Here is a 12091-nt window from a genome sequence, read left to right as displayed (position 1 = left end):
TACGAAGTTTTTAAAACTTCGTAAGTCTTCCCCAGCTTTGCTCGCACAATATCAAAAATACACCATTTAAAAGAACAGTGATCATGTGTAATGCTTTTAAAGCAATTATTATTTTATTCCTGCTGATCAATAGTTTGACTGCTACGGCGCAACTGTTTGAGCCCGCCGATAAAAAAGCGACTACTGAAACCCGGCAGCTTTTTTACAGTATGCAGCGCCTGCTAAACGTGGGCGTGATATTTGGCCACCATGATGACCTGGCTTATGGCGTGGGCTGGCGTAATGAACCTGGTCGGTCAGACGTGAAAAGCGTTACCGGATCTTATCCGGCGTTGTATGGCTGGGACCTGGCTAAAATTGAGCATGACAGTATCCATGATATTAACGGCATTCTTTTTAGTCAACAAAAGCAGTTTGTTAAGGATGTTTATGCCCGCGGCGGTATCAATACCTTTTGCTGGCATATGGATAATCCGGCCAATGGCAAAACTGCCTGGGATACCACTCAGCATACTGCAAAGGATCTCATCCCCGGTGGCGCGTTCCATGATGTGTATGTTGATTACCTCGATAGGGCTGCCAATTATTTAGCTGATTTGAAAGGACAGGAGGGAGAGGCTATTCCCATATTGTTCCGACCTTTTCATGAACTTACCGGCAACTGGTTTTGGTGGTGCAAAAACACCAGTACGCCTGATGAGTTTAAAGCCTTGTGGCGTTTTACTATCGATTACCTGCGGGATAAAAAGAAGCTGCATAACCTGCTCATCGTATATTCGGCGGCTGACTTTGAATCAGAAGATGATTTTCTGGAACGTTATCCCGGCGATGCTTACGCCGATTTTATCGGTTTTGATAACTATTGTACCAGCAGTGTTGATCGTTTTCAAACTAAACTGGATAAACGCCTTACCATTGTTGACGCCATCGCAGCAAAACATCATAAAATATCATGTCTGCCCGAAACCGGATACGAAGGTATCCCAATGGCCGATTGGTGGACGAAGGTATTACTTCAAACACTCGCTAAACACCGGGTATCGTATGTAATGGCATGGCGTAACGGAAATGAGCATCATTATTACGTACCCTATCCTGGCCAAACCAGTGCCGATGATTTTATAAGGTTTTACAACAGCCCGCAAACTATTTTCCAAAACCGCATAACGCCTTTGGGTGTTTATGGAAAACCGAATTGGGAAATCCGCTAATCAAAAGCTCCCCCTTTAGGGGGCTGGGGGGCTCTCAAAACAACCACTCCCGATATGCCCGCCAGTAACGAAGCCAACAAAATTCCGTACTTGGCCTGGTCAATCATATCTGCACTATCAAAGGCTAATGCCGATATAAAAAGGGACATGGTGAAACCTACGCCTGCCAGCAAGGCTACGCCGGTCATCTGTCTCCAGGTTGAACCGGCAGGTAATTGGGCCCCAAACTTTACCATGAGCCAGGTAAAGAGCAATACACCGGTAAACTTTCCGGCAAGTAAGCCTACAGTTACACCTATACTTACAGGGTTAACCAGCGATGAGAAAAAGTCATGACCTATCACTATCCCGGCATTTGCCAAAGCGAAAAGCGGCATAATGATGAAAGCTACCCAGGGGTGCAGCGCATGCTCAATTTTTTGGAGCGGCGTTTCGGCATCAAGGCTTAGCTTTTTTATTTTATCAATAATATGATGTTGCTCCGGTGTTACAAGCGTGCTGTTGTTGGGTTGCTCGTTTTCAAAATCGGCAAGGTATTGTTTTACTGATTGGGCATAACCTGCCTCGTTGATACGGGTACGGGCTGGGATGGTAAAAGCCACCAGTACCCCGGCAATAGTTGCATGCACGCCCGAAAGTAAAAAGGCTATCCAAACAGCAAAGCCTATGATCAGGTAAAATGCCGTGTTCCTGATCCCCATTTTATTGCCGATGAGCAGCAACACCAGTAACCAAACACCAACAGTAAGCGGCATCAACGCTATATGACTACTATAAAATAAGGCTATGACCAATACAGCGCCAAGATCATCGGCTACAGCTAATGCTGAAAGAAATACTTTTACCGATGATGGAATATGTTTACCTGCCATGGATAATAAAGCCAGGGCAAAGGCAATATCTGTAGCCATCGGGATTCCCCAGCCGTGAGCTGAAGGTTTACCTGTGTTGAAAAGGAAAAAGATCAAAGCCGGTACCAGCATCCCGCCTAAAGCGGCAAACATAGGGAGTGCGGCTTTTTTTACAGAGGACAACTCGCCGGCCATGAACTCGCGCTTTAACTCAAGGCCGATCACAAAGAAAAATAGCGCCATGAGGCCGTCATTGATCCAAAGGTGAAGGGGATGATCTAAAACATACTTGTCAAAACCAATGGATAATTTGAGGTCCCAAAGCTCATGGTAACTATGTTGAAAAGGCGAGTTTACCCATATGATAGCGATAACCACGCTGATAAAAAGTACTATGCCGCCGGTATGTTCCTGGTTTATGAATTTGCTTACCGGTTGTGTGATCTTATCAATAGGGTAGCTTTGTTTCATAGTTCCCTAAATTAACGAATAAGTTTTATTGGTTGAGAGGAGGTATGACGATTATCATCTGACTAAAACAAAACTGAACTATAAAACATTTATCAATGAAACCGGATGTTATGAATAACTATCAACAGAAATGGATAACTACGTTGCAAAATGCCCGCATACATGGGTGGGAAATAAAACCGCAGGGCGATGATATTTTTGTAGAAATGCCACATGTTACCGACTTAAAACTGATCAGGGATAACCTGCCGGAAACGCTGGGCCTGATGGCGTTGGATATTAATTTACCGAAGGAAAGGCTGAAGTTTATTTTTCACAACGGCTATGAACAATTTGAATACCTGCTTAACCCTGCTGTTGAGGACCTGGAACGGGAGGACTAAAATCAACGGTTGTAGTCTCGTCTGGTGATTCTTCCTTGGTATCGTCCGAATCTATTTTTGCCATGGTTGATACAACCACTACCGAAATGCCCATACAGGCAATCAGGATAAATGACGCTCTGAGTGTAGCGATGCCTGCAATAAAACCGATAACCGGCGGGCCGATCAAAAAGCCCATAAACCCAATGGTTGATACCGCTGCCAATGCAACACCGGGCAGCATTGTTTTTGACTTACCGGCGGCGCTGTACACCATAGGCACTACTGATGATACACCTGCTCCAACCAATAAAAAGCCTGCCATAGCAGTATAAACATGAGGAAAAGCAACTGCTACTAATAAACCGGTTGCCGTTAACGAGCCGCTGACCTGCAATGTGCGTTTTAAACCAAATTTATGGGCAAACCAGTCGGCAATGAAGCGGCCGCCTGCCATGGTGAACATAAATGTAGTGAATCCTATCCCAACGAGCGCCTGCGGGGCAAGCACCACTTTTTTAAAGTAGATCACGCTCCAATCGAACATTGCACCTTCGCAGATCATAGAACAAAAGGCAATGATGCCCAACTTGATGAGTGATTTATCGGGCATTACAAATACAGGCCCGGCATCAGTAACTTTATCATCTTTAAGGTAACGGGCAGCTACAGCCACACCAATTGCTATTACAATCAGCATTAACGAAAAATGATGAAAAGGAATTATCCCCCTGGCTATCATGAAGGTGCCTATACCAGCTCCGGTAAACCCGGCCAGGCTCCACAAACCGTGAAAAAATGCCATAATAGGCCGCTGGTAAAGCTGCTCGGTAGCTACGGCCTGCGTATTAACCGCAATATTTACAGAATTACTGGCAAAACCAAAGCACAGCAGGCATATGATAAGCTGAAATGTATTTTGAGCAAGGCCCAGGCTCACCAGCGCAACAGCATAAACCAATAATGCTGCTATAACCAGTTTTTTACTGCCTATCTTAGTGATGATCCAGCCGGAAAAGGGCAAAGAACACATCAATCCAACAGGTAATGCAAATAAAACAGCGCCTAAGCCGGCTTCAGATAAGCCCATAGTTTGCTGAACTGTAGCTATACGTGATGCCCAGCTTGAAAAACTTAACCCTGCCATGAAAAACATGGCACCTACGGCAATGCGAAGCATTACTTTGTTTACAGTATCTTTTTGAGCAGGGATATTGTTCATGTTGAAATAGTATCATAGTGTCAATTTGACACTATGATTGGTGAGCACAAATATAACTTAATTAATTGTACTTTTAACAGGCTAAATCGTTTTTTACTTTTAGGTGAATTAATGGGCGTTAAAAAAGTAAAAGCGGTCATTTTATTTATAATAGTTTAAAAATGACCGCTTTTGATTATATAATCTTTTGTAGTGTTAGCCTTTTACATTAAATGAACCCACAATGGTATGTGTTGCCCCGGTACTGAAATTTTCAAATTGTGCCTTAAAGGTACCTACCGCATTTCCCTTAATATTGCTTGAGTGATTTAAGGTAGTAAACTTGACTTTTCCGCTTAAAAAAGAACCATCGATAGTGAGGTTCATCGTTGTTATGTCATAAGTGCCCGCAACAAGCGTGCTGGCTCCTAACTGAAATACATCCGTACCAGTTCCGCTGAAGTAGGATACAATTGTTTGGCCTTTATCCGAAAGAATGTTGGGATCATTTGAAACAAGCATTGGCCCGCTTTTTATAATAGCAGCGCCGCCATCAATTTTATACGATATTGTTCCCTGTGCTGCAGCAGGATAATCAGAGCCGTCGTCGGCAGTACCTGTACCGGTTCCCGTTCCCGTACCAGTTCCCGTTCCTGTTCCTGTGCCAGTTCCCGTACCGGTTCCAGTTCCTGTACCCGTTCCAGTACCTGTTCCTGTATTGGTAGTAGGAGTTACAGAAATTGCTTTCAGTTCTTTGTCGGGGCCGAGAGGGGGATCAAGTTTACAACTGCTTACCGAAGCAGTCATTAAAAACAGGATAAATAATTTATAGTAGTAAATTTTTTTCATACAAAGGGCTAAATGAAGCGGTTTTAATACTTTAAATATAAGTAGTTTAGCCCTTTGTACGTGCTTGCGAAATTATTTGATACAAATATTGTTAAGAAAAGTTTACAATATTTCAATTATTTACAGTCTCCGTCAGGACTGCATGATTCGCCTTCAATAATATCAAACGCAGGCCTGGGATTTTCCTGTTGCCAGCCTGTAAACGCTTTGGTAAGCGTATCTTTAAAAACCGCTACTTCCTGAGCGCCGGATACTGCATATTTACGGTTCATTACAAAAAACGGAACACCGCGTACGCCTAAATGCTGAGCTTCGGCAATGTCATGTTTAACATCCTCCGTGTAAGTATCGCTTTCGATGGTTTGCTTAACTTCTTCAGCTTTCAGGCCTATAGTGGTACCCAGCTCAATAAGCGTTTGGGTATCATCAATATTTAGGCCTTCGGTAAAATATGCCCTGAACAGCGCTTCTTCGGCTGCATCACCCAGCCCATGTTTCTTAGCAAGGTGGGCTAACCGGTGTGCGTTAAAGCTATTGGCCACAACCGATTTGTCGAAATTATAGGTAAGCCCGGCCTGTGCTGCCATTTGGGTAACATGATCGTTCAGTTGTTCGGCATGATCCAGTGTCCAGCCCTTAATATCGGCCAGGTACTGGTTAATGCTGATATTGGGATTAGTTTTAAGATCGGGGTTTAGCTGAAAGCTTTTCCATTCGATCTCAATTTGTTGTTTGCCTTCAAATCCGGCCAGCGCTTCCTCAAACCTTCGTTTGCCTATATAACAAAACGGACACATCACATCCGACCATATTTCTACTTTCATCATCTCTTTTTAATGTTTAAACAAATTTAATGACTGTACCGGCTACGGCCGGTAAGTAAAAAGTAAAATTTAAAGGGCGCACTGCAATGATCAATGAATTTTTATTTCGGAGATAATTTTTTGTATTTGTAAATTTTTATAAATTAGGAAATTATAAACCGATTATAAACTTATTGAGATTAAGCCCATTGCTCAAGATTTATTGAATAAGCATGAGATGGAACAGTGCTAAAATATTCTGGATAGGCATTATCCTGCTGGTAGTGCCGGGTCTTATTCATGCTTACCTGTTAATGCCTTTTCCCGGCAGTCAGGATTTGAATGCCATAACCGTTTGCTATTATCTCGAAAAGGTGATAACCCCTTTACGTTTTATCGGGCTGTTGTTTATTGTTTGGTACTTGTTTAAATTTTATACCAAAAATACCTTCAAACAAAAGGTTATCAAGACAGCTGTTTTTGTGCTTTGTTTAGGCAGTTTTTATATAACTGATTATATGTACAAAGCCGAAACCATGTTTAAAGAAACTGAAAAAGCTGTTTTTGCAAACGGTTTACGTAACCGGGTGCCGTTAAGCTATCTGGTGGTTGGCGTAGTAAATAACGGAGTGGCTAAAGCCTATCCGCTCATTTACCTGGGTTATCATCATAAACTGCAGGATGATGTTGGCAGCAAACCTGTTTTGGTTACTTATTGTACCATGTGCCGTACAGGACGAGTTTACAGCCCTGTTATTAACGGGGTAAGGCAAAATTTCAGACTGGTAGGCGCAAGGCACTATAATGCTATTATTGAAGATGAAAGCACAAAAACCTGGTGGTACCAGGCTACAGGCAACGCTGCCGTAGGCGAACTTAAAGGAAAGCAGCTTGCAGAATTGCCCTATGAACAACTAACTCTTGCCGCCTGGTTACAAAAACATCCCGAAACATTGATCTTACAACCTGACAGGTTATATACTTCCGATTACGCCGACCTGAAAAACTATGATCGTGTTCAGGCTGTTGACCGTGACAGTACCATAAAAAACAAAGATTCCCTGATGCGCAAAAGCTGGGTAATTGGCGTGATCATAAACGGGAAAGCCAAAGCTTATGATTGGCGCCATATGTACGCAAAACGCTTGCTGAATGATGAGTTGAACAAAAATGCGCTGCTGATTGCTATTGAAAAGGATAGCCTTAGCTATCACGCCTGGAATACGTCAGTAAGTGGTAAAAACCTTCATTTTAAACTGGATGATAAAGGCATGCTTACCGATGAAGAAACAGCTTCGGTTTGGGATTGGGACGGTTTATGCTTAACCGGCGCGCAGAAAGGTCAGCGTCTTGCTAAAATACAGGCTTACCAGGAGTACTGGCATTCATGGAAGCATTTTCATCCTGGTACAACATTCTGGAAAGGCGATGAGTCGTTAGAGCAAACGGCATCTATTTACCCGCCTTTTTGAAATAAGCATTCTTAATCAAATAGCAGTTGCTATCTTGCTGATATCATCGTCGTTAAGCAGGTTATTTTCAGATATAGAAGGATAATATTTATTCAATATCTTCTGGATAAGATGATAGCTTTCTACAGACTGAATAGGGGCGGAAGCCAATTCGGTAATGGTGGACCCAATGAGCTTAAGCTTTTTTGCCTCATACTGATTGATCACAAAGTCAGAAGTTTTTTTCTTACGACTTTGCTGTATAAGTTCATCAAGTTTCTTGATCTCTTCAACCAAGTCGATCATTTTTAATACTTCCACCTTTTTCATCAGCGCCAAAATTAATGAATTATTTGTAACAAGGGGTATAACGGGATATTTGTTGTGTTTGTTTTTAGGGAGGGTGAAAGCAAATAAAAATTGCGCTCGTTTTTAACGAGGACTTAATATGGGCTTACGTTTGTAACGTAATATACTGGCGATACAATCGCCAGCCTGCATTAAGTACACGTTGAAAACGTGCGCAAGATAATACGTAAAGCAAAAAAAGCGTCATTGCGAGGTACGAAGCAATCCCCGACTTTACAGGGCGGATGTGCATAGCCGCTCGGCTACTTGGGGATTGCTTCGTACCTCGCAATGACGTTGTTAAGAAGTTCAGAGGTAATTAGTTACTTCTTATCTTCCGTGGTATCCCTTTCAACCAAAGCCATACCGCATTTAGGGCAGGTGCCGGGTTTATCAAACGTAAGATCAGGGTGCATGGTGCAGGTATATTTGCCTTTTTTCTTTACAGTAGCAGTACTGTCGGTTTTGTTGGTGCTCTTAACCGCACTGTTGCAGGCGCCCAGCGCGAGGCTGGCCAAAGCCAAAATGATAAAGCTTTTTTTCATTGATTATTTGTTTTTAATAAATGAGGCCAACCCGAACAGCGATACCACCAACACGCCTAAGGCGGCCAGCATGCTTACTATATCGCGGATATCTTTGCCCGCCCAGGTCATGCCAAAATATTTGTGTAAAAATATAAAAGAAAGCCCTTCGGCCCTGTCAATTCCTGCAACTTTTGTAGCCAGCTTTGATGAAGTAGTTTCAACATACCAATTGCTTCCGTCCGGATAACTTACCTTTTCAACAGGCAAACGTTTATTAATGAAACCGTATTCGTTATCAAATTGCTTTATCCGGCTAACTTTTACCCTGCCATAAAACTTATCCGGATCCTGGTGGGTATGGTAATAAGTACTTAAGAAGCGGGCATAGTCTTCGTCGCCATTAATTTGCTCTTTACCGGTTAGCGTATTGAAATAGGAGATCTGTTTCTTGTTGTCGGTTACCTGGTAATAGCTGTTACCATCAAAGCTAACTATTGCAATGCGATTAACGAGGCTATCGGCAATAGGAAGCTGAAGGTTTGAGATAGCTAATTGCTTTCTGTCAGTTACGTTTCCATAATCAGGTTTAGGAGTTTCGGTGTTATGAAGTTTTACTGCAAGATGGAATGCTCCGCTGATCACAAACGTAAACATCACAAATGAAACAATGATCCCTATTTGCCTGTGGTAACGATGAACGATGCGCTTATCGTCACTACCATTTTCTTTACGTTTTTGAGTTACCGATTTAAACTTTTTCCACATTAAACCATAAACAGTTAAACCACTGATAAGAGCGAGAAGCATTGCCGTCATGATAATGAGCAGCACTACATTACGAAAAGTATCGCCGCCAATATCAGCTAAAAACTGCCAGGTATGGAATTGTTCAAACAGCCAGAGGAAGGCTTTGCGGGTGTTATTGTTAAACGTACCCATGCGGCTTTGGTTGGTTTCAATATAGATGTCCATGCCATCCGGGCGGTCAAAGCTGATCTTCCAAACGGGTAAAAGATGATTGATGGGCTGGTATTGCCCATCAAACGTTGTTTGATAATCTATCTTTTTAATGCTGGAGGTTGAATCCTGCGTAAAATAGCGGGCGAGATAAGTAGCATAGAGCCTGTCGCCATCTTTTAGCAGCACACCATCATTTGCCGAATAATAGTTATACACGCTATCCTTACCCAGCACCTGGTAAAAGGTATTACGGTTAAAATTTATCAATCCGAAGTTGCGGATTGCAGTAATGTTATTTTTATCCAGTACCTGCTGAATGCTAAGCACGGGCTTCATCTGGTTTTGAGGCAGGGGCTTGAACACTTCTTCAGCTATCGATGGCCTGAACCAGTTGGACATGAACGGGTGTGAAAGCCCGCTCAGTGTCCAGAATATCACCGGGATAAGGGCCGTTAAGCCCAGTACCCGGTGCCATTTATAAAATTTGCTTTTTATTGCTGCTGATGCCATGATCAATATTTTGAAAATGAATAACTGATGCCCAATGTATAGGTACGCGGCGGCGCGGCATTATAAGTATCGCCGTACTGGCTGCTGGTTACCGTAGTTGCGTACAGCTTATTGGTTAAGTTAAGCACATTGAACCAGATGCCCGCACCTTTTAATACACTGCTTTTTACATCATAACCTAAACGCAGGTTATAAATATCATAACCAGAGTAGGTTTTGGTATTGGCAGGGTTGGTATAGTATTGGTTGATGTGCTGCCACTCTGTTGCTATCCTGAAACCGGGGAGGTATTGCGGTTTGTAAGTAAGCTCGGAGTTAGCAATCCAGGCCGGCGCATTGTTCATACGTTTACCGTCATAGTTGGTTACCGTGTTGGTGCCGGTGGTATAGTTGGTGGTCACCTCGCTGTATTCAACATAGGTATGTTTTGCGTTGGTGCCGCTAAACCTAAAAGTAAGCTCTTTAACCGGGGCCACTGTAAGCGAGTACTCGATACCGCGGTGGCGTGTTGCACCCGCGTTTTGGTTTTGCGTTGTATTATCGGGCAGTAACTGGTTAATGATCTCGTTATGGCCTTCCAAATCAAACACGCTCAGTTCAAAATATAACTTTTTGTTGAAAGCCGAGAACCAGCCGCCAGCTTCGTAATTATCGAAAGTAGCTTGTTTAAGCTGGGTAAGCTGGCGCGAGCTGTACAGATCGCCGGTTTCCGGTGGTTGGAAGCCTACACTGTAGTTGGCGTAAATACCTTTGTTGTTGCCAAAATTATAGGTGATGCCCAGTTTAGGGGCTACAATGTTGAAATTGTTGGTTTCCTGTTGCTTGTATTTGGTTTGCCCGGCAGGGATCTCGTTATCAAAGTTATAATGCACCCTGTCGTAACGCAAGCCGCCCACTATCCTTAATGCTTCTACCGGTTTAATCTCATACTGAACATAAGCCGCTGTATTAAACAACTTAATTTTGTAGTTGTCAATGTATCTGCCGGTATTGGTAAAGCCGGTGTAATAGTTATTAGCTACATCTTTGGTGATATCAAGGTATTGGGCATAGTATGAACTCGGACTATCGTCCATATAAACACCACCTATCAACCTCGAATGCAGGAAATCAAAATCAACCCGGTGCTGGGCCAGTAAGCCATAACTGTTAAACTTCTGATCGTTTACCTGGCCGTTGCTGCTTTGGTAAACACCACCGGCATCACGAACATCAGAGATATAATAGCTTGGCAATTGCGCGGTTGAGTTGCCACGGAAAAACAGGGTTACAAAAGTGCTGTTTTTATCGTCCCATTGATGATCCAGCCTGGTGCTGGCACGGAATGATTTTACTTTGCGATAGGTAAAACGCTGGTTGGCACCATAACTGCGGTCGTAAAAACGGGCACTATCTAAACTGCCGGGAGTTTGGGTGTTTAAATAGTTGTAGGCAGCGGAAGTTGTAAGCTTGGTTTTGGCGCTGAAATCATAAGTGGTTTTAAAATTGGCCGAGTACTTATCAAAATCAGAATAATCCTGCCAGCTATCGGTTTGGTGAGCTACATAGCCGCCTACATACAAGCCAAATTTACCTTGTGTAAAACCACCGTCGGCATCCACGCGGCGGTAATGATAATTATCACCCTGAACAGAAACATTGCCTGCATAGCCTGTAGGCGGCCCCTGGGTAATAAAGTTAACGGCACCGCCAATGGAGTTACTGCCGTAAAGCGATGACGCAGGTCCCTTGATCACCTCAATATCTTTAACGCCCGACATGTTGATTTCATACAGGGAATTATGGTTAAAGATGCCTGTAGGGCGGATAGGTACGCCATCTTCCATATATAAATAAAGAGCGTTATAGGTAATTGGCTGCCTGATTGCCATAGTATGCTGCTCGTTACCCAAATTCACCATGTACACGCCCGCAACTTTATTAAGCAGTTGGTATAGGGCAGTAGCTTTTGTATCCTTTATTTGGGTTGAATTGATCTTACTGATGGCGATTGGAGCGTCTTGCCTGGCCTGTCCTTCGCGGCTGGCGGTTACAACAACAGGTTGCAGATCGACGGTTGAAGGCTCTAAGGCAACGTCAAGCTTTTGGGCCTTTATGGCAGATACTTCAATGATGTGCGCACTGTAACCTACCATAGCAAATTTAAGCCTGGTAATACCCTGTGCATTGATGCTAAAATGTCCTTTAGTATTGGTCATGCCCAGTTTTGCGCCTGTTGCAACATCTGCATTGCATATTGACGCGCCGGAAATAGCTTCATGGGTGTTGGCATCAGTTACAGTACCTTGTATGGTAGTTTGGCCATAAGCCAGTGTTTTAATTAGTATAAAAGTTATAAATAGGATTAGATATCGTTTCATTATATAGTATTACAGGAGTTGCCTCCCGGTGTAAAAAATGGGTAGAGTAGGGGGATTGATTGACGGGGATGACTTGCAAAGTGGCTCTTCAGCGTATCGACTCACCCCGACATCGCTGCGCTCGTCACCCCTCTCTACGCTTCGCGTAAAGAGGGGAAGGAAAACGAAAGATTAAAAAAAAACCTTA

Annotated in this window: 11 protein-coding genes and 1 pseudogene; 4 read left to right on the top strand and 8 right to left on the bottom strand. The window is 43.2% G+C overall.

Going from position 1 to position 12091, the window contains the following annotated elements; all coding sequences use genetic code 11:
* Positions 1–83 precede the first annotated feature (83 nt).
* Positions 84–1211, top strand: a complete 1128-nt coding sequence (locus MTO98_RS24700) for a glycoside hydrolase family 26 protein (protein WP_243481655.1) — start codon at positions 84–86, stop codon at positions 1209–1211.
* On the opposite strand, the gene nhaA is transcribed toward MTO98_RS24700, so the two are convergent.
* On the bottom strand, positions 1208–2533 hold the full coding sequence (nhaA, locus tag MTO98_RS24695; RefSeq protein WP_243481654.1) for a Na+/H+ antiporter NhaA: 1326 nt from the start codon (positions 2531–2533) through the stop codon (positions 1208–1210). The two genes, MTO98_RS24700 and nhaA, sit on opposite strands and share 4 nt — an antisense overlap.
* A gap of 95 nt (positions 2534–2628) precedes the next feature.
* Between nhaA and MTO98_RS24690 the strand changes: the two genes are divergently transcribed.
* The gene (locus tag MTO98_RS24690) at positions 2629–2916 is read left to right on the top strand and encodes a hypothetical protein (RefSeq protein WP_243481653.1); all 288 of its coding nucleotides are present in this window, start codon (positions 2629–2631) and stop codon (positions 2914–2916) included.
* On the opposite strand, the gene MTO98_RS24685 is transcribed toward MTO98_RS24690, so the two are convergent.
* Positions 2879–4075 (bottom strand): MFS transporter, encoded by a 1197-nt coding sequence (locus MTO98_RS24685; protein WP_371825434.1) that lies wholly within the window; start codon positions 4073–4075, stop codon positions 2879–2881. The two genes, MTO98_RS24690 and MTO98_RS24685, sit on opposite strands and share 38 nt — an antisense overlap.
* A gap of 6 nt (positions 4076–4081) precedes the next feature.
* Between MTO98_RS24685 and MTO98_RS34490 the strand changes: the two are divergent.
* Positions 4082–4135: pseudogene (locus MTO98_RS34490) on the top strand (hypothetical protein); the annotation flags it as partial.
* Positions 4136–4312: 177 nt separating this feature from the next.
* On the opposite strand, the gene MTO98_RS24680 reads toward MTO98_RS34490, so the two are convergent.
* Positions 4313–4945: a hypothetical protein gene (locus MTO98_RS24680; protein WP_243481651.1), complete on the bottom strand. Its 633-nt coding sequence runs from the start codon at positions 4943–4945 to the stop codon at positions 4313–4315.
* 116 nt (positions 4946–5061) lie between these two features.
* The gene (locus MTO98_RS24675) at positions 5062–5772 is read right to left on the bottom strand and encodes a DsbA family protein (protein ID WP_243481650.1); all 711 of its coding nucleotides are present in this window, start codon (positions 5770–5772) and stop codon (positions 5062–5064) included.
* Positions 5773–5981: 209 nt separating this feature from the next.
* Here MTO98_RS24675 and MTO98_RS24670 point away from each other — a divergent pair, with 209 nt between their 5' ends.
* Entirely contained in the window at positions 5982–7220 is a 1239-nt protein-coding gene (locus MTO98_RS24670) for a DUF3179 domain-containing (seleno)protein (protein WP_243481649.1), read from the top strand.
* A 15-nt stretch (positions 7221–7235) separates the two neighbouring features.
* On the opposite strand, the gene MTO98_RS24665 is transcribed toward MTO98_RS24670, so the two are convergent.
* The 4 genes from MTO98_RS24665 to MTO98_RS24650 all read right to left on the bottom strand — a co-directional run bounded on the left by MTO98_RS24665 (position 7236) and on the right by MTO98_RS24650 (position 11904).
* Positions 7236–7529: a hypothetical protein gene (locus MTO98_RS24665; RefSeq protein ID WP_243481648.1), complete on the bottom strand. Its 294-nt coding sequence runs from the start codon at positions 7527–7529 to the stop codon at positions 7236–7238.
* A gap of 341 nt (positions 7530–7870) precedes the next feature.
* Complete coding sequence (locus MTO98_RS24660) at positions 7871–8092, bottom strand: heavy metal-binding domain-containing protein (protein ID WP_243481647.1); 222 nt, start codon at positions 8090–8092, stop codon at positions 7871–7873.
* 3 nt (positions 8093–8095) lie between these two features.
* Positions 8096–9544 carry a PepSY domain-containing protein gene (locus tag MTO98_RS24655; RefSeq protein WP_243481646.1) on the bottom strand — a complete coding sequence of 483 codons (1449 nt, stop codon included), beginning with the start codon at positions 9542–9544 and terminating at the stop codon, positions 8096–8098.
* A 2-nt stretch (positions 9545–9546) separates the two neighbouring features.
* On the bottom strand, positions 9547–11904 hold the full coding sequence (locus MTO98_RS24650) for a TonB-dependent receptor (RefSeq protein ID WP_243481645.1): 2358 nt from the start codon (positions 11902–11904) through the stop codon (positions 9547–9549).
* Positions 11905–12091: the final 187 nt, after the last annotated feature.

The sequence above is a fragment of the Mucilaginibacter sp. SMC90 genome (assembly GCF_022811725.1).
In the GTDB taxonomy this organism is placed as follows: Bacteria; Bacteroidota; Bacteroidia; order Sphingobacteriales; family Sphingobacteriaceae; genus Mucilaginibacter.
This window is presented reverse-complemented; position numbering and strand designations above follow the sequence as displayed.